The sequence below is a fragment of the Paraburkholderia sp. GAS33 genome (assembly GCF_050436645.1).
Taxonomy (GTDB): Bacteria; Pseudomonadota; Gammaproteobacteria; order Burkholderiales; family Burkholderiaceae; genus Paraburkholderia; species Paraburkholderia phenazinium_B.
In genome coordinates this window covers 642,995-668,446 of the sequence record NZ_JBNDMP010000003.1, presented here as the reverse complement: position 1 = coordinate 668,446, position 25,452 = coordinate 642,995, and the positions used below count along the sequence as shown (strand labels likewise).

Genomic DNA, 25,452 nt, shown 5'->3' with positions numbered 1-25,452 from the left:
ACCGTGACGTGTACCAGTCAATTCAGATGGGTATCGGCGGCCCGCTCGGATGTGGGCCGGGTCCGCGAACACAATGAGGACGCCTGCCTGCAGCAGCCGGAGCGCGCCTGCTGGGCAGTCGCCGATGGCATGGGAGGCCATGCCGTCGGCGACCTCGCGAGCGGCTTGATCGTCGACGCGCTAAGCCGTCTGTCTGCGCCCGATACGATTGCCCGCTACCTCGCGGACGCGCGCAAGCGCCTGCTGACGGTCAATCAACGGCTGAGGCAGGAAGCCGCAAGACGGCAGGTATCCGTGATCGGCAGTACAGTCGTTGCGCTGTTCGCATGCGATAGCTACTGCGGCTATCTGTGGGCGGGCGACAGCCGGCTGTATCTGTACCGCGATGGACATTTGCGGCAACTGACCCGGGATCATAGCCAGATTGAGGAGCTCAAGGCGCTTGGACTTCTCACTGAGGAAGAAGCGGTCAATCATCCGGCCCAGCACGTGATCACCCGCGCGGTGGGCGCCACCGATCAGCTCGAATTCGACACCAACACGCTGGCCGTAGCCGACGGTGACATGTTCCTGCTGTGCAGCGATGGGTTAAGTAACGAATTGAGTGCGCAGCAGATGCAGGCCGCGTTGATCGCGGCCGATTGCGACGCTGCCTGCGAGGCCTTGATTGCAGCTGCCCTTACGCGCGGCGGCCGCGACAACATCACCGCTGTCGTGGTCCGTGCCGAAGACCCCTCCGCCGCCGACAAAACCCTCCTGAATCCCACACCCTAGCGTGCAACCTTGGGGCCGTCGCTGCTCAACCGCTGCCCGGCTCCTTGTCATGCGTCTGGCCGTTGCGATGACGGAAGTCTTTTGAATGCAGTCCGTGCTTCTTGAGCAGCATTTGCAGATGAGAGCGGTTCATGTCGACTCGCCGCGCCAGTTCGGCAACGGTGCCGCCCACTTCCTGGAGACCGCGTTCGAGGAATACTTTCTCCGCCTCGTCGCTGGCTGCACGTTTGGCATCACCGAGCGACATCAGATTCGGCACCACGCTTACGGCGGATGCGGACGGCGACGCTGAACTGGGTCGTACATCCACTGGCAGATGCTCGACATCCGCCGTATCGCCTGCGAGGCACGAGATCCGGTAGATGACGTTGCGCAGCTCCCGAATATTGCCGGGATAGGGATACGTCAGCAGGAAATCTCGCAACCGTGGTGTCATTCGAACTGGACGGCGCTTCAGAATGCCGGCCGCTTCGTCGCTGAAGTACGCAAGCAGCAGCGGGATCTCGTCGCGCCGTTCGCGCAGGGGCGGCAAGGTGATGTGTATCACGCTGAGCCGGTAGAACAGGTCCTCGCGAAACTTGCCTTCTTCGCTCAGGCGCCGCAGGTTGCGGTTGGTCGCCGCGACAATGCGCGTGTCGACCGCGATCGTCTCGTCCGAACCCACGCGTTGGATTTCGTGCGCTTCCAGCACGCGTAACAGCTTGACCTGGCCCGCCAGCGGCAACTCGCCAATCTCGTCGAGAAAAATCGTCCCCGTGTGCGCGCTTTCGAACTTGCCCTTCCGGTCGCTCGACGCCCCTGTAAACGCCCCTTTCCGATGACCAAACAGTTCGGACTCCAGCAGGTTCTCGGGAATCGCACCGCAATTGACCGAGATAAACGGCTTGTCCGCACGGCTGCCGTTTGCGTGAATCACCTTCGCCATCAGTTCCTTGCCGGTACCGCTCTCACCGTCGATCAACACGGGTAACTCAGTGGGTGCCGCCTTCTCCGCAATTTCGAGCGCTTCGAGCAGTTGTGGATTGTCGCCGAATGTCCCCTCGAAAATGAAGCTGCGCGCCAGCAACGCCTCGCGCCGTGCGCCGCGCGACAGTTCAACGCGCGCGGGCTCCGCCACGGCCTGCACGAAGCGCTCCTTGTGCGATAGCTGCATCACCTCGTCACGCAGTACGCTCGCCTGCCGGAGCACTTTTTCGATGTCGGCGCGCTCGAGCCTGGATGCCCAGCGCAACATCGAACGCAGGATTTCGATCTTCTCGATCAAGCCGGCGTAAGAGATGGCGGGACTCGGGTCTTCGGTCTGGTCAAGTATCTTCATCCGGCACTCAACTGTTTCTGTACGAGCTGGTAGTACATCCCCTTGCGCTGAACCAGTTCCTCGTGACGCCCCTGCTCGGCGATAGCGCCTTCGTACAGCACGAGAATCTTGTCGGCGCGCATGATCGTACTCAGGCGGTGCGCGATGATGACCGCGGTACGCCCTTTCAGAATGTCGTGCATATTGCCGAGAATATTGCTTTCGGACTGCGTATCGAGCGCCGAGGTGGCTTCGTCGAACACCAGCAGTTTCGGGTCGTGGTAAAGCGCCCGCGCAATGCACAAGCGCTGGATCTGGCCGCCCGACAGTCCGACACCGCGCTCGCCCACTACCTGTTCGTAGCCGAGCGGCATCTTGCTGATGAATGCGTGCGCGTCCGCCATCTTTGCGACCTCCTCGATGCGGCGCCGGTCCGGCGCATCGTCGCCGCTCGCGATGTTGTCTGCGATCGTCCCGGAAAACAGCAGATTGGTCTGCATAACATAGCCGATCTGCCCGCGATAACACGCCTTGTCGATCACGTTGAGGTCGTAGCCGTCGACGGTCATCTTGCCCTCGTTGGGGCCGTAAAAACCGACCAGCAGCTTGGCGAGCGTCGTCTTGCCCGAGCCGCTGCGGCCGACGATCGCCACGAGCTCGCCCGGCTTGATATCGAAGCTGATGTTCTCGAGCACGTATTCGTTTTCGCTGCCACCGTAGCGGAAATACACACCGCTCAGGCTGATTTCGCCCTGGAGATCAGGCAGGATCACACGCGCGGCCAGATCTTCAGGCTTCTGTTCGGGCTCGATATCGAGCACATCGCCTAGCCGTTCCATGGCGACGCCCGCGTCGTTGAGCATGCTCCACAGGCTGACCAGGCCCATCAATGGGCCTAGCACACTGCCCATGAACGCATTGAAGGCGATCAACTGACCGATGGTCAGTTCACGAGCGAGCACGAGATTCGCACCTACCCACAGGATCGCGATGGTCGTTGCCGCGTTCAGCAACTGGCTGCCAAGGCCCACCAGAATGTTGAACGCCTGCGACCGGTACTGCACTTCGAGTGCCTTCGCGTATTTCTTTTCCCACCTGAGACGAACCGGACGCTCCATACCCATGCCCTTGATCGTCTCGACGCCGGCGAGCGCTTCCATCAGGAATGCTTTGGAATCCGTCGATGCGGCGAATACTTCGCGCGCGTAACGTTTGATCTTCGGCGTGGCGAGCGCGGTCAGCGCAACGATGGGAATGACGAAGCCAATCAGAACCAGCGTCATCTTCACGTTGTAGACAAACATGATCGTAAAGTAGATGAACACCATCAGCAGATTCAGCGCGGTCGTCACCGTCGATTCGGTCAGAAACGCACGAATGGTCTGGTTCTCCTGAAAGCGCGCGAAGATGTCGCCGGTCTTGCGGGTGGCGAAGAAGGAAAACGGCAGCGACATCGTATGCTTGAAGAACTGCGACATCATCGCGAAGTCCATGTTGCGCACCATGAAATTCGCCAGATAGGCGCGCACCGTCGCCATGAGTTGTGAAAACACACTGGAGACGATCAGCCCTACGATCAGCAATTCAAGCAGGCTGACGTTCTGGTGTACGACGACACCGTCGAGAATGTTCTGGATGATGAGAGGCGGAATTACGCCGAGCACCTGGATCACGAAGGTCGCCAGAAAGAGATGCGCGAGAATTTTCCGGTACGGAGTCAGGTACCCGACAAAGCGGATCCACGGCGAACGTGACGCCGCCATCTGCACCAGGTTGGGTCCGGGCGTAAACAGCAGACAGGTGCCGCTCCAGCCGCGCTCGAAGTCCTCCACACTCAGCTTCCTGAAGCCGAGCGCCGGGTCGGCTATCCACACCCATTCCTTCGAGGTTCCGTACACGACAATGTAGTGATACCCCTCCCAATGCACGATGAAGGGCAGCTCGAAGCTACGTAGCGACTCATAGATGCACTGAACGCCCCGTGTGGTAAATCCTAGCGATTCGCCAGCCCGTGCCAGACTGTCCAGTGTCGCGCCCATGGTCGTCACATTGGCCAGATCGCGCAGCTTGCCGAGTGTCATCGAGATGCCGTAGTGCCTGCAGATCATCGCGAGACACGCCGCGCCGCAATCCATCTCCTCGGCCTGCTCGACCAGCGGAAAACGCCGGATCACCTTTTCGCCGGACTCCGGTTTCGTATGAAGGTCGAGCACCACGGGGTGCTTGCGTCGCTGCTCGACGCGCTTTTGTCTTTCCAGCTCCCGTTCCGCAAAGCGGATCCGTTCTTCGAGCGCTTCGCGCAGCTTCGGGTTGCGCTCCAGAATGAAGTGCACCGTTTTCTCGGGGATGACGAGAAGCCGGGTCTCGGTGTTGGCAATAACCGAGACCATCTGCTCCTGGCGCAGCAAACAGGCCTTCTCACCGAAGATCTCGCCTTGCCGAAGCGTCGCCAGCACGTAATCGCGGCCCTCTTCGTGCCGCACAAGGCGCACCTCGCCCTGACGGACCACATAGAGCCGGCGGTCTTCCCGCGCGCCCTGCTTGAGGATCTCCTTGTCCGCGCCCATCCGTTTCGCACCGACGCTACGCACACATTCTTCGAGTTCGGCCTTGTTCAGTTTGCTGCGTAAGTCGAACAGTTGCGTGACAAATCCGCCGGCTGAGCTGATTGCGACGTAGCTCGTCACGAACGCCAACGCGTCCGGGTTGGCGGCGATCACAGGCTCGATGGCGATACGCGGAATAAACAGCAACTCGGTCTTCGCCGATGCACGCACCGACGACTCGTGCAGATAGTCGCGCAGCATCGCTATGTCCGCGAAGATTTCGCCAGTCTTACGTACTCCCATGCTGATCTCTTTACCCCGTTCCTCGGTAAAGATGCGCACCGAGCCGGACTTGATCACAAACAGTCCGTCCGCGGGTTCGCCGGCATTGCATACGGTTTCGCCGAACGCGAAATGCCGGGACTCGGCGTGCGCGGCCAGCCGTTCGAGTTCGTCCCGCGAAAATGGCGAGAGAATCTCGACCGTCGAGAGGAAGTCGACCGCGGGCGAAGCTGTCTGTGGTGCATCCATATGCTTGCGAACCTCGACCTTGCCAGCGCAGGGCCTAACGCACTTCGATCACGTGTTCCTGGGCGCGCGCCATCAGCCACTCTTCGCGCAGCAGGCGCTGGATTTCAGCCTCGACATCCTCGTCGAGCGTTGCGGGATGTTTCGCCGTCACCGCGAAAATCTCGTAGCAGGAGCCGTCAGGCGACGCAAATGGCCCCAGTAGGTCACCCGCTTCGGCATTGAAAATCTTCGCTTCGATCTCGGGCTTCAGCGAGCCGCGCAGCACTTTGCCGATTACGCCGCCGCGCTCTCGCGTCTCGGCAATCGAGTGTTCGCGCGCCATCTCGGCGAAGCTGTCGGGATCGTCGCGCAGCACTGAGATCATTTCGCGCGCTTTGCCCTCGCTGTCCAGCACGACATGGCTGACTTCGATCGCGTCGAACCTTGGCGAATTCAATGAGAAGTACTCTTCCACTGCGACCCGGTCTCCGATCGTGGCGAGCATCTTCTCCTGGTAGAGGCCGTCGGTGATGAAGCGCTCGAACTCGTCGAGACTCACCCCAAGCGCGTCGAGGTAGTGATTCATGTCGGTCGCTCGATGCAGGCCGCGTACCCGGCGAAACTGATCGGCACGCTGCTGTATTTCGTCCTCGGATAGCCGGACGCCCTGCTTTCTCGCCGCGTGGACGGTCAGCTTCTCTCGCACGACGCCTTCAATCAGGCTCTCGAACTGTCCGGTCAGTTTCAGTAGACGTATGAACTCGGCGACGTCCACGACTTCGTCATCGATTCGCACTATCGCGGTCATCTCATCCGCTCCTTGAAGAAAGGGCCTGCGTGCCGCACATGCGTCATCCGGCCAGTTGCCTGAACGGGTCGAGGCCGAGATCGATCAGACGCCGCTCGCGCACGACGATTTCGGCATTGGCGGTCATGCCGTAACGCAACGCGTATCGGCTGCCTGCTACCTGGTAGTAGTTCTGTTCGAGTGCAACCCGCCCTTCGTAGACCGGTTGTTTATCCTGTGCGGAAGGTTTCGTCGCCGGCGAGATGTACTCCAGGGTGCCGTTGATCAACCCATAGCGCTGATACGGAAACGCATTGAACTTCAGCTTGACGGACTGACCCTCATGCAGAAAGGCCCTATCGCGTTCGGCAATCTCAACCTTCAGCACCGGCCTTGCATCCTGCGGTGCGATCGCGCCGAGCGGCGTGTTGGCCTGTACCTTGTCGCCGGGTTGCGTCGAGGTCACATCCGTGACGACGCCAGAGACCGGCGCGACGATCAAAAGAAAGTTGTCCTTGTCGATATTCTCGAAGCGAATCCGCGCGGCTGCGTCCGCCACGAGACGGGCACTCTGCAGTTCCAGCCGCACCTTGTCCTCGGCCGTGGCGATATCGCGTACCGCGGAATCGTATTGAATCTGCAGGTCGGTGGCTTGCTCGCCGCTCGTGGCGAGTTGTGCATTGGCCTGTGCATATTCGTGGCTCAACTGGAAGTCCAGCTCGGAGAGTTTCGATTGCGCCACACGGTAGGCGTTTTCCGCCTCCTGATAGGCGTTTTTCTTCGCTTCGACCTGGAGTTCCGCGACACCGCCACCACCCGGCTGCGCAAACAGGCGCACATATTTATCCTGTTCGTCGCGTGCCGCATCGCGTGCGTGCCGCGCGTTGTCGAGATTGCTGCGCGCCTCTTCGAGCAGCGCCCGCTGCCCTTCGGCGAGCTTGGTCGTCCCCTCCGACATGCGGTTCTGGTGCAGATTGGACTCCACTTCCATCTGTTCCTTCAATGCCGCAGCCTTGCGCTCCATCAGCGCCTTCTTCTCGGGAAATTCGCGCCACTCGCGCTCGGCTTCCTCGAGTTTGAGTTGTGCCTGCAGGGCGTTGCTCGCCGCCTCGATCGCACCACGGGCGTTCAGGCGCGCCAGCACGTCCCCCTTCGAGACCGGTTGACCTTCAGCCACATAGAGGTCCGCGAGTTCGCCGTCGATGGGCGCGTAGAAGCGGCGTACCTCCGACTCGGGCGCAAGCGTGCCTTGCGCATTCACGATCACGTCGGCGCGCCCGAAAAACGACCAGAGCAGACCGGCGATCACGAGCCCGACCATGAGGAGCACGAGCGCGCGTGCCAACCGCACCGGCTCGGCGGTCAGGATCGCGATGCCTTCGGCGCTGTGATCTTCCAGCGCCTCGGCAAGCGGTTTAAGGTGAATTTCCCGCTTCACTGCCGGTGCCTCCGATCAGGGCGAGCTTTGCGCGCAACAGATCCGGGTCCAGTACCATGCGCAACTCCTGCAGCGAACGGCGCTGCAATTCCACCTCGGCGTTGATGGCGGCGAGCAGGCTGTCCCAGTCGCCGGAATGATCGGCGCGCAACTGCGTATAGATGCGCATTCCTTGTTGAGCCACCGACTGTGCTTCGGATAGCGTTCTGGCCTGGTTGCGAAACTGTGCGGAGATGCCTGACTCGAGCCGCTGGGTGCCCCCGATCGCACCGTTCTCACGATATTGACGCCACAGGGCCTGCGCGCGCGTGAGCCCGTCTTGCGCGCGGGCCAGAGCCTTGTCGCGGATCGAGGACACGTCGGTGCCAATTGCCTGCACGAACCAGGCGTCGTCGGTGGCGTCCAGCGCGCCGTAGAAGGTCAGCAGTTGCTGGTCGTAGTCCTTCGTGCCGCGCGTTTTTTGCAGCGCACCGAATTGATCGAACACGGCCTGCTTGTGCGCCTGCTCCTGGGCGAGTACGTCGGACCATGGCGAAGGCGGCATCGACTGCAAGCCGGCGAGCGCCTGCCGCCCATCGCCGCGCTGCCACGCCGCGGCGACGAGGTCGTGCTGACGTATCACCGCATCAGAAGGAAGCTGCGTCGCGGCGAACGACCGGTACTGTTGCTGGAACGGCGGCGTCGTGAAGCGCGCGGATTTCATCAGCGCCAGCAAGGGACCGAGCTTGCGCGCACGCGCCTCGTCAGCGAGGGCGGCGTATCGCTGAAGATCCGCTCGCAGTGCATCAAGACCGGCAAGACGCGGGTATTTCTCGGCGTAGTTGCTAAACATCGCTCGCAGCGCGTCGAAGTTACCTTGCGGCAACTCAGTGGCGATGGCTGCGTTCAGTCGCGCGATCGCCGGCAGATACACAGAGTTGTCGCGCTGCAGCGCACGCAGGTGACTCATCGCCAGCGCGTACGGCTCAGCGAATTCGGGCACGTATGACGAAATCCGGTCCAGCGCGTGTTGATGTGCCTGCGGGTCGGCGTTCCAGCGCTCAAGGAGCTGGGTGATGCGGTCCTCATCCGCATTCATCCGGATAGGCGCTTGCGAGCCCCCTCTGCCTACGACGAACTGTTCCAGATCCCCCACCCATGCCAGTTCATCGACGAGCGGCCTCGCGTCGGGGTTGGGCCTGGCCTGGTCCTTTGCACCGGCGAGCGTCGCCGCCGCCTGATCGAAATTACCTCTGCGCAATGCCGAAAGCCATTCGGGCACAGAGGCCTTCATCAGCGCTTCGCTTGCAAGAGCTTCCATCGGCGCATCGGCAGGATGACGCTCGAGATCCTTGTTCGCCAGCGTGACGGCGTTGGAATAGTTGCCTTCCGCCAGCAGCGCCTTCACCTCGCGTTGCGACGCGCCTCTCAAATAGAGCGTAATCGCCACGACCAGCAGCAGCACCAGGCCCGCTATTCCCCACGCCGCGCCGCGTCGGATTGCGGTGCGATCGCCGCCCGAGAACACGCGCATCCACTCGGCAGCGAACACGCGCCATTTGCGCGGGCTGTCCGCGGCTCGTGCGTCGTGATCCGCTGCGTGTGGAACGTGGGAGACCGCCTCGTTGACCTCATCCTCTCGCTGCGCGACCTGATCGACGCAAAAGATCTCGAGAAATGAATGTGCGGCGCCGACGAAGGTGGTCTTGTCGGTATCGAGCAGCTCACACTGGGTAGGGTCGGAAACGGATATCGCGGTCACGGTAGCCTCGAGGTCGGACGCCTTTTGCAATTGCACCTTGTAGACGAAGTGGTCCCCGCCGAATGCAAGGACATCGCCGTCATGTAGGGAAACTGCCGATGCCTCGAGCCGCTTTCCGGCGATGAAGGTACCGTTCGTACTGCCGAGATCCTCGATGCAGGGAACGCCAGCGTTCAGAAAGATGTGAGCGTGACGCCGCGATATGTAATTGACCTGATGCGGATAGCGCGTCTTGTAGCGTGAGAACAGTTCGTCGATCTTGCTGACGAGAAACGGGAAGGTGTGGACTTCGATAGGCTGAAGCCCAAGGTCGCCGCGCTCGGGAACGAGCGTGAGGGTGACGGGCTGTGCCGTGTAGGCCTCGACCTGCGCACGTGATTGAATGCCTACGCGATAGCACAACGTACCGCCAAAGCAGACTTCGTCCCCGTCGCGCAGGTGGTGTGGCGTCTGCCGTACGCTTGTGCCATTGACCGTCGTGCCGTTCTTGCTATCGAGATCGGCGACATAAGCGACACCGTGCTCGACAAAGACTCTGGCATGCCTGCGCGACAACGCAGAGATCAATTCGTCAGGATAGCCGGTAAAAGGAGACTCACCGCGGCCGACCGCAAACAGGCAATCGCCGATACGGATCGTCCCCAGCTCCGGGTTCGAGACAGGCGAAAGCACCACATCGAACTCGCGCTCGTGGGTCACCCTCAACTCTGCAATTGGAGCCTCGCCGGGATTCATTTGTCTTCATCACGAAGCGTTGATTCGCTGCCGCCACGAATGACTCAGCGAAAGGCCGGCGAAACCCGCGGCGCGAATGCTTTGGCGCGACGAACCGTCGGACGGGCGATGACAATCAAATTGTAAGACACGCATTGCGGGAGTCAATTATCCGTTTGTCCCTGGTGTTGCCTTTGCCTTGATGTTGTCTGCGTGTGCCTACGCTTTACCTCAGTATTCCCTTAGTTTTCCTTTACTTCGGCCTGCACATCGAGCGCGGGCCAGCCACCGCCAAGCGCCTTGTAGAGCAGCACGGTGTCCGAGAGAATCTGCTGATGATTGGCCAGCAGCGCGAGTTGCGCCTCGAGCAGCGTGCGCTCCGTCTCGAACACTTCAAGCTGCGACACCACGCCTTCCTTCAACTGCGCTTCGATCTGATCGGCAACGAGGCGCAACCGCGCTACTTCCTGTTGCAGTTCCACACGTTGCTTGCGATGCGAGTCGAGATTGACGAGCGCGTTCTCGACCTCTTCGAATGCACCCATCACCGTGCGGCGATACTGCTGCTCGGCAAGATCGCCTTGTGCCTTGCTCGTCTTCACGTGGGCGCGCACACCGGGATCGAAAATCGGAAAGTCGATGCTGGGCATCAGGCCGTACGTAAACGCCTTCAGCAGGGAGGACAGCGCAAAGCTCGCGGTGCCGGCGTGCCCCGTCAGACTGATGGTGGGCAATTGGGCCAGCTTCGCCTGACCGACGAGGTCGTAGGCTTCGAGCACGCGGAATTCCGCAGCCACGATATCCGGCCGCCGCGCCAGCAACTGGGCGGGCAGTCCCGCGGGGACCGGCGGCAACTGGACGCGTTGCTGCAAGTGCCCGTCCGGCAGCTGGAATTCACCCGCCGGCACGCCGACCAGTGTGGCAAGCGCATTGTTCGCGAGATCGCGCGAGCGGCGCAGTTCCAGCAACTCGTTCGTCAACCGGTTGATTTCGGCCTGTTGGCGCATAACGACGGTTTGAGGAATCAGGCCGCTGCGGCTTTGACCATCGTAGATCGTGAGTATCTGCCGGTTGGTAGCCAGCGTCTTCTCCTGCTGGGTAATCTGATCGTCGTACTGAAGAATCTGGAAATAGGTCACGGAGACGTTGGAAACCAGTTCCAGGTACCCCGCGCGCCAATCCGCTTCCGTCGCATGAAATTCGGCTTTCTGTGCCTGCACGCCCTTCTCGACCTTGCCCCAGATGTCGATGTCCCAGTTGACCTGGGTCCCCAGCATGTACTGCTGCTGGAACGGCACGCCTGTGCTCTTCTGGAAGTTACCGCCAGCGCCTGCGTCCAGGGTAGGCAGGGCGCCCGCCTGCGCCTCGCCGATCTGGGCGCCCGCCACCTGAATACGTGCGGCAAGGATCTTGATGTCGAAATTGCCTGCTATCGCTTTCGCAATCAAAGTGTTCAGATACGGGTCCTGGAAGGTTTTCCACCAGTCGGGCTCGATGGTTGCGGCAGCGGATACGGCCACGCTCCCGTTCGACCACGAATCCTTCGCCGGCGTATCGGGGCGCTGATAGGCGGGCATGCTGACGTCGACGCAACCGCATAGCAGTACTGCACACAGCGTCATGGCCCCCAGCACCCACAGCGCTGAGCTTCGATGCTCGACGTGTACACGGCTGCAGGTACTTTCTTGCGTCGCTGCCGCAACCGGCGTGCGATGACCCGCTGCCAGACAGAACAAGGCAGACACGATTTTCTCCAGTAAGCGCAGCTGTATGGACAGAACGATCAGTTGCAGGCGCGTTTTGATTGCGTCCTGTAGCCGGCGCGCAGCTGTCAGATCAGCGTGATGCTGTTATTGGCGGACTGATGCGGCGTGATCGTCGAAGACATGCCAGTCGCGAAGGCCGTGTCCATGCCATTGACGTTGTCGATGTTCAGGCCTTGATTGATCAGTTGCGAAGCGCCGATCGTGATGCCATTGCCGAATTTGAACTGGCTAAGGGAGGGAAACAGGGACATCAGGCCACCTGCCGTCAGGCCGCCGCGCACCGCGCGCATCGTCTTGCGGTCGAGTTCATCTGTGTCGGCCAGATCTGAAATCATGAGCGTGTTCATTGCGGTTCTCCGGTGTCGAGGGTGGAAGCATCTCGTGTCTGCTCGCACCCATCTTATGCACAGGTCGTGCCATAACCCCGCTGCTGCCCGCTCAAAAGCACCCAATCGCCTGAAATCACGCCGCTGCTCAGCAAATCGAAGGACGTAGCCTCTTGCATCGTCAGGAGCTGCAAGCCGCCATGTGATTGCCGCGTTCCAACACGATCCATTCACACGGTTGGCGCCACACCAACAGACAATGCCCGACACAGCATTGATGTAGTTACTTGACGTAGATCGTGATCTTTTTCGAGTAGACCGGCGGATCGTGAGGCATATGCATGTAGTCGCCCATCAATAGCTGAAGCGTGTGTTTCCCGGGCGGCAGCACCAACGTCGTTTCGGTTTCGCCCGCGCCGAAATGCAGATGGTTACGATCGGAAGGAATCTCCTGGTCGAGCGGGGGCAGGCTGGTATCGATCAGCAAGTGGTGGTGGCCAGTGTTCGGGTAATTGACGCCTTTGGGTGCCACGCCCATGTTACGCAGGCCGAACCACACGCGAAACGGTTTGCCCGCAGGCATCGTCTGTCCTTCGTTCGGATAGCCGATATAGCAGAATGCGCCGGGCGGCGACGGCGTGCCGGCCGCAAAGGCAGCACTCAGCCAGACCATGGCGGCCAATGCAGCGAGAGCGATTATCTTCTTCATCGTGCGTGCCCCCCGTCTTCCCGGACCGAAACATACAAAGCGGTCCTAACGTACGTAAATGGTGATCTTTTTCGAATACACCGCGGGAACCTGCGGCACGTGGTTCTCATCCCCGAGCAGAAGCTGCAGGGTATGGGTACCCGGCGCGAGTTCGACGCGCGCGTCGGTTTCACCCGCACCGTAGTGCAGATGATTGCGGTCGGAGGGGATCTGCTGGTCGAGCGGCGGAAGATCGGTATCGATCAGCAGATGATGATGCCCGCTATTGGGAAAACTGACGCCCTTCGGACAGATGCCCATGCCGCGCAAGCCCATTCGCACCCAGAGCTTGCCGCCGTGAATCACGGTGCCGTCGGGTGGCCAGATGATGTACTCCTCGGCGCCGGGAGGCGACGGCGACTGGTGCGGGACTGGCGCCGCGGCCGTCAGGCAGATCACGGCCAGAACACTGAGCGCTGTTCTTACTGGCATGTTGCGCCTCCTTTGGGAGTGCGGAGCTCGTATTTCGTCCTTTAGCTTAGAACGTAACTTCACAAAAAGAAACGAACCATTCGTTAACCTTGTGACGCATGTGGCGCGTGCTATCGTTGTTTCATCGGGAAGCAGGTTCGGTACGGACAACCAGGATTTGAATATGTGGCGAAAATTCCTGCTCGTATGCATAGCCGGGGCCCTACACGTGTCGTGGACGGATGCCAATGCGGTCACTCGATCTGGCAGCAACGCGATTCTTCAGACGACAACGCGAGCCGTGGAAAGCACGCCCGAGCGGCGCGTCGCGCTCGTCATCGGCAATAGCGACGGCGCAGCCACTCCGCCTGGCAGTGCGACCAACGACGCCCGCAGCATGGGCGCGCTGCTGGCTTCGCTAGGCTTCGAGGTGAGCGTCCTCACGGATGGGACGCCGCAACAGATCCAACAGGCGCTCGCCGCGTTTCGCACACGTCTTGCGAGCGGTGGTGTCGGCCTCTTCTATTTTGCTGGACATGGTCTGCAGGTCGGCAACGAAACGATCCTGGTACCGGCAGGTGTCGACACCCGCTCCCCCGCCTCTCTTCTCGTCAATGGAATCGGCCTGAGCAATGTGCTCGCCGCAATGTCAGCACCCCGCGTGCACAAGACTAATGTGGTCATACTCGATACCTGCCTGGAAAATCCATTCCATTCCGCCGATACCCAGAAGCCCGGCTTAGCGCTGCCACAGCAGACTTTTATCGCCTACGCTGCAGCCCCAGGCGGCTTTGCCGCCGACGGTCGCAGCCACGGCGTCTACACACGCGCGCTACTGCGTGCGCTCGGCAATGCGCCGGAACGCGACATCGACGGGATCATCCGTGGGGTCGAACGAAGCGTACGCGCCGATACCGGCGATAAGCAAAGACCCTGGTCAGTGTCGTCGCTTGCCGGCACCTTTCGCTTCGCACGCTATCCGGGTGGCGCTGTGGCAAGCCAGGAAAGCCGGGACAGCCCGGAGCTTGCAAGCGCAGCGATTGTCTCCATGCGCAGCCGCGGCATCATGCCGAAGGACAGCAGCGAACAATACGAACTGACGTTCTGGGACTCGATCAAGAACAGCAACTACGCGAGCGATTACCAGGCTTACCTGAAGGCTTATCCTGACGGCCGCTTTGCTGCGCTCGCGAAAGCACGGATCGAGCGCTTGCAGGCCGCCGCGTCGGCGCCGACGCCGGGCACCGCGCCGGCAACTGCGCCGCCCGCGCCACCTCCCGCATCGAAAGCTCAGGCCTCCGTGGCGCAACCAGGTCACGCGGTTGTGGCGAGTAGTCCCGCACCTGCCCCTGCGCCGCCGCCCGCACCTATCGCCGCTGCCCCCAAGGCGCCGGCTAATCCAGCGGCCAACAGTCCAGCCGCCGGCGAGAGCAAGGACTGCGCAGCTTGCCCAGTGATGGTGCCGCTACCCGCCGGCTCGTTCACGATGGGCAGCAATGCGGGCGACATCTCGGAGCGGCCACCGCATCACGTTACGGTCGGCGCGCCGTTTGCGATCGGCAAATACCCCGTGACTGTCGAACAATGGAATGCTTGCGTAACGGCCAATGCCTGCCCGAAGCTGTCGAGCGAAAACGCAACGGGCACGAAAGCTCCCGCTCGCGATCTCAGCTGGGACGACGTCCAGCAGTACATCAAGTGGCTCAGCAAAGTGACCGGCAAACCCTATCGCCTGCCCACCGAAGCAGAATGGGAATACGCCGCACGGGGCGGCACCTCGACGCCATACTGGTGGGGCGATCAGATGCGCAAAGGCAACGCGAACTGCAAGGGCTGCGGAGACCCATGGCACGAAACGGGGCCGGAAAACGTCGGAACGTTCGCGGCAAACCCCTATGGTCTGTACGACATGGGTGGCAACGTCTGGCAGTGGGTGAGTGACTGCTGGCACAGCTCGTACAAGGACGCCCCGGCAGACGGTCGTATCTGGGATGCGTCCGGTTGCAACATGCGCGTCATTCGTGGCGGCTCGTGGCTCGAAGGCGCCGACTACATGCTCGCTTCGACGCGCTTTAAGTACAGCGAAAGCGTGCGACAGTCGCAGAACGGCTTCCGCGTTGTCAAAGATCTGAAGTAAGCGAACCAGTGGAGATGAGCCGCGATGTCGAAGGGGGCCGCGCTGCGCGGCCCTCACTGCTTGCGAGGCTGGGTGTTGATCTGAGTAACGTCGGCCACGATGTGATCCGGACCATACTTGCCCGCGATCTGTGTGAGACGTGTGTCGAGTGCGCGCAGATACTCCGCGCGCGCTTCGCTTTCCGGCCGGAGTGCGTTGAAGAGCGGTGCCGGCGTGACCATCAGCACCACCAGTTCGGTTCCGAACGGTTTGGCAATCACCCAGTCCCCCGCGCCGCCGACGGTCGCTGCGTAATTCGCCGGTGCCTGATTATCTGGCGCGCGCGGACTGGGCACCATATGCACGACACTGCCGTCTAACTGGTAGTAGTCGATATTCACGTACGACTCATAGTCCGGCGTCGTCAAGCTGACCACCAGAGGATCGCCCTCCGCAAGTTGCCCGTCAGTCGCTTTCACCTGAAGCGCGGCGGGGTGGCCAGCCTGCCAGTTGCGGGTCCAGTATGGCGCTACGAACTGAATGACATCGCATTTGTCCGCTGCAACCGGTGTCACGTCGACATTCAGTGTGCTCACACCCGGCAGCGCACTCAGGCGATCCTTGAGCGTGGCGATACCGTTTGCCTGCGGCACGAACCCATGCACTTTTACCGCATGGCTTTGTACCGAGGCGGCGAGCGCGGAACACGGCATGTGCGCAAGCAATGTGGCGACCGATGCGAGCGTAGGTGGAAGCGGCGCCGACACCGCGGCTAACGACGACGCCACCCCTGACGCCAATGCAGCTTGCGGCGCTGGCGTTTGCACGCGGTCGGTCAACGCTTTCGGCGTTGCCGGCGCCGCCGCAATCAGTGGCGCTGAAGCTGTACTCGGCGCACCGTTAGAATTGCCAGGCATCCGGTACCAAAGGACTCCGAGGGCAGCCACGCTCAGCCCCGCGAGCGCAGCGCCCCCGGCAATCAGCATGCGTTGCCTTGTAATACGCGGCTGGGCCGAGAATTCGCTGACGAACCGGTTGACGGTCGGCATGCGCGTACGGCGATCGAAGGAGAGAGCGCCGCGCAAGGCCCGCCACGGGCGCGTACCCAAACCTTCGGGACGCTGCGGCTTGAGATCGGCACTGCGAGCCTGGGTGGCCGCGAGCCGGCCGAACGGGTGATGTCCCGTCAGCAGCTCATAGACAATGCAACCGAGCGCGTACACGTCGTCACGCGGATCGGGCTCGATATGCTCGAGCATCTCGGGACTCGCATAAGCAGGCGTCAGCGCGCCGAGCGTGCCCGGATCGAACACGGTTGCATCGCTCTCCTCATCAGGCCGCTGAAACGCCCGGGCGATACCGAAGTCGATCACCTTGACGTCGCTCTTGTCCGTCAGCAATACATTGCCTGGCTTGAAGTCGCAGTGCACGAAGCCATGCTCGTGAGCATAGGCGAGCGCACTGGCCATGCCTTTGACGATCGGCAGCGCCGCGTCGTATGGCATGCCCTTGAAATTCTTGTTGCGCAACAGACGGCTGAGCGGCTTGCCAGACAGATATTCCATCGTCAGATAGACGACCGCACCGTCCCGGTCGAAGTCGTAGACGGTGACGATATTGCGGTGCGCCAGTACCTGAGCTTTCTTGGCTTCACGTTGCAGCGCGATCAGCGACTGGGGATTGCCGCGGAACTGTACGTTGAGGACCTTGATGGCGACGTAGGGCTTGCGGTCGGATGCTTCCAGCTTGCGCAGGTCAAGTGCCTTGTACACCGTGCCCATGCCACCGACGCCAAGGCACTCCTCTAGCACGAAGCGGTTATTGAGCGTGTCGCCAACGCCTTTGACAGCCTCGGAACTGGTGGCGGGCTGAGCGTCAGAAGGCGCACCCGCTTGTCCGGGTTGCACCGATTGTCTCGATTGTCCTGCACCGCTTGCAGATTGCGCTGGACTGCCCGCAAGGGACGCGGAATATCGCGGCGTTGTCTGCACACGCGTCTCGCCGCCGCCCAGTGTCAGGTTGGCGCCGCTCAGCCGCTCGATCCTGCGCTGAACTTCCGCGTACACCTCCGGAGGCAGCGGCATGTGTGTATGTGCTTCACCCAATATCTCCAGTAGCCGTGCCGAACCAACACTGTCCGTCGTCAGCGTGCTGTCGAGCTGTGCGATGAAGTCATCTTGCGACAGCTCGCCGTTCTGGAATTCGCTAATCGCGTGCGCAAGGTTTGCCATTTTTTTAAAGCCACGCAGCTCCCGATAAACCGTAATCAACCTGTCGTAAGAAGTTACATGCTCACGATCGATACTAGTCCGCACCCATGCCTTCCGCAATTCAGGATTACACAACAATGTCACAAGAGCGTCCTGCGATACACAGGTGTTGTGCCGCTTCTAACAGCATCGCCCTATTGTGTTGGTTTCAGCCCATCACTTCCCAGTCATCGCGTGAGGCGCATCCGTGCAGAGCAAAACACGTGCGAGCGATGCATTGTCTATACTGAATCGAAGCAGTCCTTTATGGATTTCCCGCTGCTCCGTCACATTCCGAAGAGCTCTACCTTCATTCCACGCAATCAGGCGATCACGACATAAGGAACAACCATGGCTATCATCGCAATCAAGGATCTTCCAGACAGCGTCGAACTCGACAGGCAGGCCATGACAGCCATCGTAGGTGGCGCGCGAAGCGGCGCACAGTACGGCTCGCTTCTGCAACCAGCACCAAACCCAACCCGTCTCTTCGAATATCCGCAAGGCTTTTCATCCATGCGTCAACCCGTTCCAACCGCCAAATCATAGTCAGACATAGACACGAACAAGCACTAACGCTTTACCCGGTCTTCTTTCGAGCGGCCTCGTGAATGGCCGCCCGGATACGCGGATAGGTACCGCAACGGCACACCACGTTCGACATCGCGTCGTTGATGTCCTTGTCGCTCGGCGTTGGCTTCTGCTTCAGAAGTGCCGAGGCCGCCATCAGTTGCGCGCTCTGGCAATAACCGCATTGCACCACGTCGATGTTGCTCCACGCGGCCTTGAGCGCGACGGCCTCGGCGCCTCCGAGTCCTTCTATCGTGGTGATTCTGCTGTTGCCCAGCGTGGAGATGACAGCCTGGCACGACACCTGGGCCGCACCATCCAGATGTACCGTGCAGGCTCCGCACACACCAATCCCGCAGCCGAACTTGGTGCCCGTCATACCGAGTTCACACCGCAGCACCCAAAGCAGCGGTGTAGCCGGGTCCGATTTCACCATCACCTTCTTGCCGTTGATGTCGAGCGTTAGCATGTTCTCTCCCACCACTTACGCGAGTTGCAATGGCAGCGTACGCAGGCGCTGCCCAGTCAGCGCAAAAATCGCATTGGCCACGGCCGCCGCTATGGGCGGCGTGGCAATTTCGCCCACGCCTTGAGGCTCGGCTTCACTCGACATGATTTCGGTGTCGATGACCGGGCAGTCGTCCATATGCACGATTGGGAAGTCGCTGTAGTACTGCTGCTGCACCTGCCCGTGGTCGATCGTGATGGCTTCGTACAATGCCGCCGACAGGCCGAACACGATGCCGCTTTCCACCTGCTGGCATATCAGGTTCGGGTTCACGGGCGTACCGCAATCGAGCACACAGACCACCCGCCGCACACACACGGTTTTGTTCGCGCCGATCGACACCTCCGCCACCTGCGCGACGATGCTGCCAAACGCCTCGTGCAGCGCAATGCCGCGCGCGCAGGCAGCGCCGTCAGAGGTTCGCGCAAGCGGACGCCCCCAGTTCGAAAGCACAGCGGCACGCCGCAACACCGCAAGATGCCGTGGATGATGCTCGAGCAAAGCCGCCCGGAACTCCACCGGATCCTTGCCTGCGGCCGCGGCCAGTTCGTCCATGAAGCTCTCGACAAAAAATGCCTGATGCGAATGCCCTACCGAACGCCAGAACCCGACCGGAACCGGCAGGTCGACCGTGGTTTGCGCAACCCGCAGATTGGGCCACTCGTAGGGTTGGTCGAACGCGCCCTCCACCGTGGTGCGATCGCGCAGCGGGTCGGGGATACCATAGTTGCGCTTGAGCGATGCAACAACGGCCGACTGGCTGGCCGACAGGTTGCGCCACGCCACCAGCTCGCCTGCGCGATTCAGCCCGGCCTTGAAGCGGGACACGCAGGCGGGTCTGTAGAAGTCGTGCGTCATGTCTTGCGGACGGCTCCAGATCGTCTGCACCGGCCTGCCGTCAGCCTCACTCGCGATGGCGGCCGCCTGCGATACGTAGTCCACTTCCAGGCGCCTGCCGAACCCTCCACCGAGGAGTAACACCTGCACCTCCACCTTGTCGGTATCCATGTGCAACACCTTCGCCACCTGCTTCCGCACGAGTGCCGGGACCTGAGTGGAGACCCAGACTTTGGCGCCGTCGGCCGTGACCTGTACCGTGCAGTTCATGGGTTCAAGAGGCGCGTGCGCGAGATACGGCGCACGGTATTCGGCGCTCACCACCTGGGCAGCTGTATTCAGGGCGCCGTCGACATCGCCCCGGCTATAGTAAGCATGCCCTTCCGAATGCTCCAGGGCATCCGTGAGGCTGCGAACCACGTCGGAATCCGAAACTTCGGCCGCTGCACCATGGTTCCATTCAATCCCCAAGGCGGCAACGGCATCGAGCGCGTACATCGCAATGAAGACATTCTCCGCAATCACCGCTACACCGCCGGTGCCGCCGTTATAGGCATCGACCTTCAGCACCTTGACGACCCCTGGCAAAGCGCGGGCCACCGAGTCGTCGCAATCCTTGAGCGTTCCTCCCAGTGTCGGACACATCAGCACGCTCGCGTACAACAACCCGTCCGGCAACGCGTCGATACCGAACTTCGCACTCCCATCGAGCTTGGACGCCCCATCGATACGCTTGACCGGTTTGCCGATCAGCCTGAACTGCGCTGGGGTCTTCAGCACGACGTGCGTCTGCAGCGATTGCTGGCCCGCGAGTTCGGCCAACTCGCCGAAACTTGCCGAACGTCCCGACGGATGCAGCACGCGGCTGTTCTCGGCGCGGCATTCGCCCGCCGGTACGTGCCATTGTTCGGCTGCCGCGCCGCACAACATCATGCGCGCGCTTGCGCCGGCTTCGCGCATCGGCTGCCACAGATCGTTGATGCTCGTGGAGCCGCCGGTGATCATCGTGCCGAAGAAATCACGCGAAGCCTTGCGTAACATCCAGACGGTCAACTCTTCGAAGACACCGTGATCGTCGGGGCGAAACGGAAGATCGCCAATGATGTTATCCAGATTGTTGTAGATCTTGTCGATCGGCGACTGCTCGACCTTCACCCGCGCCCAATCGGCATCCATCTCGTCTGCGAGCAGCATGGCCGCTCCGGTATAGATGCCCTGGCCCATTTCCGCTTTGCACATCATCACTGTCACGCTGTTGTCCGACGAAACCTTGACCCAGCCGTTGAGCGGCACCTGCGCACCCTGTACCGGCAATGGCGCGGAGCCTGCCAGACGCTGGCGCAGCGGCAACGCCGACCACCCCACGACCAGGGCGCCGGCGACGCCGAGACCACCGATCAGGAAGGTTCTGCGCGTTAGCATGAGAGGGCTGGGAGCCGGTAGTTCATCGTCGATCAGTCCTGTTGCCGCGTCGGCTGGCGTCTACCGACCATCAATAGAAGAACGCGCGCGCTTGCGCGCAATTGAAATAACGGACTCCAGATCGTTTTGAAAAGAACAACGCTTCCTGCAAGCAGGAACACTGCGATACGACCAGGGACATCCGCTAGTACCGCAAGCACATGAATCACCTATATTAGTCTGGGCAGTAACGCGCCGAAACCGGCATTCATACCAGGCAAGAGACCGTCAACGCATCGCACGCCAGAAGCAGAGTTCGCACAGCAACGCCACGCGGAGGTCGCCGATGCTCGTTGATCTTGTACGCGATTTACTGAATCGCATCGCCCCTGGCTGGGAAGCGGCATTCGCACGTCACGGCCTCAATCTTCGCGCAGCGGACACCGTGAGCGAACTCGCCCGTGCGCTGAAGATCGACTGGACCGATCCGCTTGTCTGCGACTTATGCCGCACCACGTACCGGGCCATCGAACCCGGAGACCCGGCACGTAGCCTGCTTTATCACGTGCTCGCGCGTCCCGCGGAGCAGTCCGTGGGTGAAAGCATCTCGCTCGACGAACTGGATCTATTGGAGAACTACGTTTATTCACTAGCAGGGCCGCCCGGCGACTGGCCGGAGCTGAAAGTCGCAGTGCTTGCCTACCAGTATCGGCCGGCCCGCCGCACCGGCCACCAGGTACACGCCGACATGGTGTTTTCACGCCTGGGTATTGCCCGCAATGGCGACGTCGAAGCTCTGTTCGATCCGCCTGGTCGCGGCTTTTCGCCCAATGCCGGAGACGTGGCACACGTCCGCGTGCTACCGGCACGTTTCGGCGCGTTCCTTGTGCGTCGCCAAAAGGGACCGCACGCGCTAGCGCTAATCGAAGGCGAGCGAATGCGTGATCACGAGCGGGACTTCGTGACGCCTATCTACAAGCTGTTCGAAGGCCCGGAATGCATTCCCGGAATCTCTGTTTCGCTCTCCTTCATGCAACACCATGTCGGCGACAAGCTCAAACGCGCGGCACAGGCAACATGGGGCGTTAAGGTGCCGCGCTCGGCAAACCTGGACGCACCGCCGTTCACCATGACGAGCAGCGGCCAGGCTGGAGATGCAGTGGCGCTGGTGCGATCCGGTTCCGCCGTGCTGGTGATGCCCAAACCTCTGCCGCTTATCGAGTCCGTGCAGGCCGACAGCGCGCCAATATATAGCTTTAAAGTGCCACGCCAGTGGCCTTGGCTGCTCGAGATCGTCAATCGGCGCTATACCACGATGCGCATCGTCAATTCCCTGTTCCGGGTGTTTCTCGCCGGGGTCGATGAGGTGCGACAACTCTATTTCCCACACTTCGCGCCGAACTGGCTCCGCTACCCCGAGCCGCGCAACGCGCCGGAGTTCATCAACATCCGTCACCCCGCAGGACGTGGAAGCGCGGCACCGCTGAACATGTGCCTGCACCCGGACAACCGTGTGAAATTTCTGGACGAGGTCAAAGACGGCGGATACGACACCCGGTTCTTCATCGACCATTGCGCCGAGGGCGTGGTTAGCGTCGCGCTCGGCGGACCATCTGCGCTGCCCGTTCTTCCCGCCTATTCGATCGTCGCCGCGCCCGATTTCTATCCGTATGCCGATCAGGTCGAGCTGGAACGCTGGTTTCGGCAAACGCACACCGATCCTAAATCGCAGTTCAGAAATGGCGGTCCTTCGTCGCTCAGCGGCGAACGGTTGACTGCCAATCCGAACCATAGCGATCCGCTCACCGGCGCGCCGGCATTCACCTCCAGGGACACCACGATCTCCGTCGCATTCAGCCTCGCGGCCCGCACCGACCATCACACGGGACCAGTGGCTTCCAGCGTGAGAATGGTGTCGTTCCTGTCGGATGCTTCGTCCAATGTATTTGCACCCGGCTGGGACGTGACGTATTCGGGCGATCGCGGCGGCATCTTTCTCGCGACGCATGGACTCGGCAGTCCGTTCGCCGAAGACGTCAAGCTATGCGCGGCCTCGAACAGCTTCTGGCCCGCGCTCAGTCCGGACGCTTCTCGCACCTTCAATCGTGCCGATGCTCCAACCGCCATCCCGATGCTGGATGAGGAGATTGGCCTGCATCCTTCGCATCCGCTGGTGGTCAAGGGCATGGCCGTGGACTGTCGCGGATGGGACGGTGAGTATGGCCCTTATCTGACGCCAGACGGTATGGCAGAATACGCCGACATCTATCGTTCGGATTACGTAGCGAATGCGCTTGCTGGAAATATGTTGTTTGGTTCCTTGCAGCACGTCGATGCTGCCGAGCTGATCCGGCGCATCAGGGCACTACGTCACGCCGTGGCTGCCTGCGATCCTGGACAGACACCCGCCCATACCCGCTTGTGGCTGGTCTCGGCGCGGCGCGTCGACGACCGGGCGCCGGGGGCGCAAACCGCTTACCGCTTCCTGTTTGTGCTTCCGGTCGACCATGCTCCAAAGCCGGTGCAAACTACACCAGGCCGCTTGCGCGTGCCGTATGCGCAGGCCCTGTGTTGCGATTCGACCGCCACCGCGCTGCTGAACCAGGTTCGCACCGCCGCGCCAGGTGCTGCAGCACTGGCGCTTTATCTATGAGGCGCTTGACGCGCGACGCGCGTCGCGCCATCCGCTAGCTAGCGACATGCAATGAACAGCGACGCAGATGTTGTCGTCATTGGCGACGGACCCGCTGCTTGCGCTGCGGCCATCACAGCCGCGCGTGCGGGACTGGAGGTCGTCATGCTCGGACGCGGCCGTTCGAGCGGCGCACCGGAATACCTTTCACACGCCTCTGTAACGCTGCTTGCTGCTCTTGCTCCGCGTCTTTCGCACGCGGCCGACATCTGGCTCGACCCAGAACCCTTACCGCAGTCCGGTCGCGCACTGATGCGCGACAAGTTCGATCAATGCTTCAGGATCGAAGCTGTCGAGACAGGCGTGCGATACGTTCCGCTCGTTACCGGCCGACTCGAGCCGCACGTTGCGCAAGGCAGAATTTCCGGCGTGTGCTGGGGAGAATTGTCGGTCACGAGCCCCATTGTGATCGACGCCAGCGGATCAAACGGCTGGCTTCGGCGTGCCATGCAACTCGAAGAGTCGATCGGTTCCCCAGCATTGTGGCTAGAGCGTGGACTAGCAGCAGCAAGCTCCCAAGCGCCGCAAAATCACTGGGAAATCGCGCAGCAAGGCTGGCTGTGGATCAAGGCGACCGCCACGCAGACCATCTGGACGTCCCTGTCAACCCAGCGTGAGACCGCCGTTCAATGGCCGGATGGCGTGTGGCCCATCGGCAGGCGATGGCGTGATTGCCGCCGTTGGCGTTGCCTTCAGCAGGCAGCCGGCCCCGGCTACTTCGTATGCGGGGACGCCGCCGTGCAACTCGATCCCGCCACGGGCGACGGATTCCGATTCGCTGTCGAATCCGGCGCCCGCGCGGCATCAATGGCGGCACAGCTTCGCCGCCACCCCGAAAGCTCCAGTCTCATCGAGGCGTTGTACTCGGACTGGATCGTGCAGTTTTATGTGTCCCGCACAGCGGCGCTTGCAGAGTGCTACGCGAACGCCGACCTGCTCTGGGCGGAATAAAGCGCGTGTGGTCCCAACGCTTGAAGTGTGCAGCACCGCCCTCCCCGGAAGGTGATACCGCGGAACATTACAGCGCGTTTAGCTGATAGCCGCCGAAATTCTGGATGTTCGGAATGCTAACGTTGACGTGCTGGCTCGCGTCGGTGGTCGTCACGATCGGCCCAACCTGGATACCGATGGTGGGGCTGGCAAAGCCGCCGCCGCCGAACACGTTGCCGTAGTTTCCGCCGACGCCGGCGAGTGCGCTGCCACCGCGAATAGCGGACATGCCCTTGCGGTCAAGTTGTTCGCTAACGGGCAGATCTCTGATCATAAGGGTCGATTGCATGACTGACTCCTGGAGTTGAGCGGACGGGCGTCACCCTCCGCGAAGGGTGACGCGCGCACCTGTTACAGCAATACGCCTTGCAAGCCGCCAAAGTTCTGGACCGTGGGGATGCTCAGGTTGAGATGCGAACTCGCGTCGGTCGTGTTGACGGCCGGCCCGATCTGCAGGCCCGTCGTCGGGCTGGCAAAGCCGCCGCCGCCAACCACGTTCTGGGTATTGCCGCCGACCACAGCGATGGCGCTGCCGCCACGTACGGCTGACATTGCCTTGCTGTCGAGTTCTTCGGCGATGGGCAGATCTTTGATCATGAGGTTCGAGTGCATGATTAACTCCTTGGAGAAAAGATTGATGTGGCCACCCCGTCGTGGGGTTGGCACGCACATTGTTTAGACAACCAGCTGGGTGCCACCGAAATTCTGGATGGTGGGGAGGCTCAGGTTGAGATGCGAGCTTGCATCGACCGTGTTGACGGCCGGTCCAACCTGGATGCCCGTCGTCGGGCTGGCAAAGCCGCCGCCGCCGACCACGTTCTGGCCATTGCCGCCGACGATAGAGATTGCGCTACCGCCACGCACGGCTGACATTGCCTTGCTGTCGAGTTCTTCGGCGATCGGCAGATCCTTGATCATGAGAGTCGATTTCATGGTTAATACTCCTAAAGTGTTATGCGGGTTACGTTAAGTGAGCATCGGGTGTCGCGCTCACACCAGCTAATGCATAGGGTGTGCCAGGCGAGCAGCCG

The 25,452-nt window shown here is 61.3% G+C and carries 20 protein-coding genes and 1 pseudogene; 6 read left to right on the top strand and 15 right to left on the bottom strand.

The window, feature by feature from the left end:
- Positions 1-3: 3 nt before the first annotated feature.
- Entirely contained in the window at positions 4-774 is a 771-nt protein-coding gene (locus P3T24_RS13300; protein ID WP_074267207.1) for a PP2C family protein-serine/threonine phosphatase, read from the top strand.
- 25 nt (positions 775-799) lie between these two features.
- Here P3T24_RS13300 and P3T24_RS13295 read toward each other — a convergent pair whose 3' ends face one another.
- The 9 genes from P3T24_RS13295 to P3T24_RS13255 all read right to left on the bottom strand — a co-directional run bounded on the left by P3T24_RS13295 (position 800) and on the right by P3T24_RS13255 (position 13,079).
- On the bottom strand, positions 800-2,092 hold the full coding sequence (locus P3T24_RS13295; protein ID WP_429435140.1) for a sigma-54 interaction domain-containing protein: 1,293 nt from the start codon (positions 2,090-2,092) through the stop codon (positions 800-802).
- Positions 2,089-5,148: a peptidase domain-containing ABC transporter gene (locus P3T24_RS13290; RefSeq protein WP_429435137.1), complete on the bottom strand. Its 3,060-nt coding sequence runs from the start codon at positions 5,146-5,148 to the stop codon at positions 2,089-2,091. The genes P3T24_RS13295 and P3T24_RS13290 overlap by 4 nt, the downstream gene beginning before the upstream one ends.
- A gap of 34 nt (positions 5,149-5,182) precedes the next feature.
- Positions 5,183-5,935 carry a peptidylprolyl isomerase gene (locus P3T24_RS13285; RefSeq protein WP_429287204.1) on the bottom strand — a complete coding sequence of 251 codons (753 nt, stop codon included), beginning with the start codon at positions 5,933-5,935 and terminating at the stop codon, positions 5,183-5,185.
- A gap of 43 nt (positions 5,936-5,978) precedes the next feature.
- Positions 5,979-7,352 carry an HlyD family efflux transporter periplasmic adaptor subunit gene (locus tag P3T24_RS13280; protein ID WP_074267203.1) on the bottom strand — a complete coding sequence of 458 codons (1,374 nt, stop codon included), beginning with the start codon at positions 7,350-7,352 and terminating at the stop codon, positions 5,979-5,981.
- Positions 7,330-9,828 (bottom strand): FHA domain-containing protein, encoded by a 2,499-nt coding sequence (locus P3T24_RS13275; protein ID WP_429435135.1) that lies wholly within the window; start codon positions 9,826-9,828, stop codon positions 7,330-7,332. The genes P3T24_RS13280 and P3T24_RS13275 overlap by 23 nt, the downstream gene beginning before the upstream one ends.
- 221 nt (positions 9,829-10,049) lie before the next feature.
- The gene (locus tag P3T24_RS13270) at positions 10,050-11,429 is read right to left on the bottom strand and encodes an efflux transporter outer membrane subunit (RefSeq protein WP_429435332.1); all 1,380 of its coding nucleotides are present in this window, start codon (positions 11,427-11,429) and stop codon (positions 10,050-10,052) included.
- A gap of 209 nt (positions 11,430-11,638) precedes the next feature.
- On the bottom strand, positions 11,639-11,920 hold the full coding sequence (locus tag P3T24_RS13265) for a hypothetical protein (RefSeq protein ID WP_429435133.1): 282 nt from the start codon (positions 11,918-11,920) through the stop codon (positions 11,639-11,641).
- 262 nt (positions 11,921-12,182) lie between these two features.
- Positions 12,183-12,608 (bottom strand): DUF4399 domain-containing protein, encoded by a 426-nt coding sequence (locus tag P3T24_RS13260; protein WP_074267200.1) that lies wholly within the window; start codon positions 12,606-12,608, stop codon positions 12,183-12,185.
- A gap of 45 nt (positions 12,609-12,653) precedes the next feature.
- Positions 12,654-13,079 (bottom strand): DUF4399 domain-containing protein, encoded by a 426-nt coding sequence (locus P3T24_RS13255; protein WP_083611596.1) that lies wholly within the window; start codon positions 13,077-13,079, stop codon positions 12,654-12,656.
- Between P3T24_RS13255 and P3T24_RS13250 the strand changes: the two are divergent.
- Positions 12,973-14,007: pseudogene (locus P3T24_RS13250) on the top strand (caspase family protein); the annotation flags it as partial. The gene P3T24_RS13255 and the pseudogene P3T24_RS13250 overlap by 107 nt on opposite strands.
- A 99-nt stretch (positions 14,008-14,106) precedes the next feature.
- Positions 14,107-15,195, top strand: a complete 1,089-nt coding sequence (locus P3T24_RS13245) for a formylglycine-generating enzyme family protein (protein ID WP_429435330.1) — start codon at positions 14,107-14,109, stop codon at positions 15,193-15,195.
- 53 nt (positions 15,196-15,248) lie between these two features.
- On the opposite strand, the gene P3T24_RS13240 is transcribed toward P3T24_RS13245, so the two are convergent.
- Positions 15,249-17,405 (bottom strand): protein kinase domain-containing protein, encoded by a 2,157-nt coding sequence (locus tag P3T24_RS13240; RefSeq protein WP_429435130.1) that lies wholly within the window; start codon positions 17,403-17,405, stop codon positions 15,249-15,251.
- Positions 17,406-17,774: 369 nt separating this feature from the next.
- Between P3T24_RS13240 and P3T24_RS13235 the strand changes: the two genes are divergently transcribed.
- Positions 17,775-17,972: a hypothetical protein gene (locus tag P3T24_RS13235; RefSeq protein ID WP_429287210.1), complete on the top strand. Its 198-nt coding sequence runs from the start codon at positions 17,775-17,777 to the stop codon at positions 17,970-17,972.
- A 31-nt stretch (positions 17,973-18,003) separates the two neighbouring features.
- On the opposite strand, the gene P3T24_RS13230 is transcribed toward P3T24_RS13235, so the two are convergent.
- Together P3T24_RS13230 and P3T24_RS13225 are read right to left on the bottom strand one after the other, a co-directional pair.
- Positions 18,004-18,462: a (2Fe-2S)-binding protein gene (locus P3T24_RS13230; RefSeq protein ID WP_074267196.1), complete on the bottom strand. Its 459-nt coding sequence runs from the start codon at positions 18,460-18,462 to the stop codon at positions 18,004-18,006.
- Positions 18,463-18,477: 15 nt separating this feature from the next.
- Positions 18,478-20,760, bottom strand: coding sequence for a molybdopterin cofactor-binding domain-containing protein (locus tag P3T24_RS13225; RefSeq protein ID WP_429435127.1), 2,283 nt, complete (start codon positions 20,758-20,760; stop codon positions 18,478-18,480).
- A 325-nt stretch (positions 20,761-21,085) separates the two neighbouring features.
- Here P3T24_RS13225 and P3T24_RS13220 point away from each other — a divergent pair, with 325 nt between their 5' ends.
- On the top strand, positions 21,086-23,392 hold the full coding sequence (locus tag P3T24_RS13220; RefSeq protein ID WP_429435124.1) for a hypothetical protein: 2,307 nt from the start codon (positions 21,086-21,088) through the stop codon (positions 23,390-23,392).
- A 51-nt stretch (positions 23,393-23,443) separates the two neighbouring features.
- Complete coding sequence (locus P3T24_RS13215; protein WP_429287214.1) at positions 23,444-24,382, top strand: NAD(P)/FAD-dependent oxidoreductase; 939 nt, start codon at positions 23,444-23,446, stop codon at positions 24,380-24,382.
- A 67-nt stretch (positions 24,383-24,449) separates the two neighbouring features.
- Here the strand turns inward: P3T24_RS13215 and P3T24_RS13210 are convergent, their stop codons facing one another.
- From P3T24_RS13210 to P3T24_RS13200, 3 genes are all read right to left on the bottom strand, one after another.
- On the bottom strand, positions 24,450-24,710 hold the full coding sequence (locus P3T24_RS13210; protein ID WP_074267192.1) for a hypothetical protein: 261 nt from the start codon (positions 24,708-24,710) through the stop codon (positions 24,450-24,452).
- A 62-nt stretch (positions 24,711-24,772) separates the two neighbouring features.
- Positions 24,773-25,033 carry a hypothetical protein gene (locus P3T24_RS13205; RefSeq protein WP_074267191.1) on the bottom strand — a complete coding sequence of 87 codons (261 nt, stop codon included), beginning with the start codon at positions 25,031-25,033 and terminating at the stop codon, positions 24,773-24,775.
- A gap of 63 nt (positions 25,034-25,096) precedes the next feature.
- Complete coding sequence (locus P3T24_RS13200; RefSeq protein WP_074267190.1) at positions 25,097-25,354, bottom strand: hypothetical protein; 258 nt, start codon at positions 25,352-25,354, stop codon at positions 25,097-25,099.
- Between the last annotated feature and the right edge of the window lie 98 nt (positions 25,355-25,452).

What these genes read in the sequence shown, in the direction of transcription:
- P3T24_RS13290 (WP_429435137.1), bottom strand. Translation starts at nt 5,148, where the DNA reads ATGGATGCACCACAGACAGCTTCGCCCGCGGTCGACTTCCTCTCGACG.
- P3T24_RS13255 (WP_083611596.1), bottom strand. Translation starts at nt 13,079, where the DNA reads ATGCCAGTAAGAACAGCGCTCAGTGTTCTGGCCGTGATCTGCCTGACG.
- P3T24_RS13210 (WP_074267192.1), bottom strand. Translation starts at nt 24,710, where the DNA reads ATGCAATCGACCCTTATGATCAGAGATCTGCCCGTTAGCGAACAACTT.
- P3T24_RS13270 (WP_429435332.1), bottom strand. Translation starts at nt 11,429, where the DNA reads ATGACGCTGTGTGCAGTACTGCTATGCGGTTGCGTCGACGTCAGCATG.
- P3T24_RS13225 (WP_429435127.1), bottom strand. Translation starts at nt 20,760, where the DNA reads ATGCTAACGCGCAGAACCTTCCTGATCGGTGGTCTCGGCGTCGCCGGC.
- P3T24_RS13275 (WP_429435135.1), bottom strand. Translation starts at nt 9,828, where the DNA reads ATGAATCCCGGCGAGGCTCCAATTGCAGAGTTGAGGGTGACCCACGAG.
- P3T24_RS13230 (WP_074267196.1), bottom strand. Translation starts at nt 18,462, where the DNA reads ATGCTAACGCTCGACATCAACGGCAAGAAGGTGATGGTGAAATCGGAC.
- P3T24_RS13285 (WP_429287204.1), bottom strand. Translation starts at nt 5,935, where the DNA reads ATGACCGCGATAGTGCGAATCGATGACGAAGTCGTGGACGTCGCCGAG.
- P3T24_RS13215 (WP_429287214.1), top strand. Translation starts at nt 23,444, where the DNA reads ATGAACAGCGACGCAGATGTTGTCGTCATTGGCGACGGACCCGCTGCT.
- P3T24_RS13240 (WP_429435130.1), bottom strand. Translation starts at nt 17,405, where the DNA reads ATGGCAAACCTTGCGCACGCGATTAGCGAATTCCAGAACGGCGAGCTG.
- P3T24_RS13295 (WP_429435140.1), bottom strand. Translation starts at nt 2,092, where the DNA reads ATGAAGATACTTGACCAGACCGAAGACCCGAGTCCCGCCATCTCTTAC.
- P3T24_RS13220 (WP_429435124.1), top strand. Translation starts at nt 21,086, where the DNA reads ATGCTCGTTGATCTTGTACGCGATTTACTGAATCGCATCGCCCCTGGC.
- P3T24_RS13200 (WP_074267190.1), bottom strand. Translation starts at nt 25,354, where the DNA reads ATGAAATCGACTCTCATGATCAAGGATCTGCCGATCGCCGAAGAACTC.
- P3T24_RS13205 (WP_074267191.1), bottom strand. Translation starts at nt 25,033, where the DNA reads ATGCACTCGAACCTCATGATCAAAGATCTGCCCATCGCCGAAGAACTC.
- P3T24_RS13265 (WP_429435133.1), bottom strand. Translation starts at nt 11,920, where the DNA reads ATGAACACGCTCATGATTTCAGATCTGGCCGACACAGATGAACTCGAC.
- P3T24_RS13235 (WP_429287210.1), top strand. Translation starts at nt 17,775, where the DNA reads ATGGCTATCATCGCAATCAAGGATCTTCCAGACAGCGTCGAACTCGAC.
- P3T24_RS13260 (WP_074267200.1), bottom strand. Translation starts at nt 12,608, where the DNA reads ATGAAGAAGATAATCGCTCTCGCTGCATTGGCCGCCATGGTCTGGCTG.
- P3T24_RS13245 (WP_429435330.1), top strand. Translation starts at nt 14,107, where the DNA reads ATGCGCAGCCGCGGCATCATGCCGAAGGACAGCAGCGAACAATACGAA.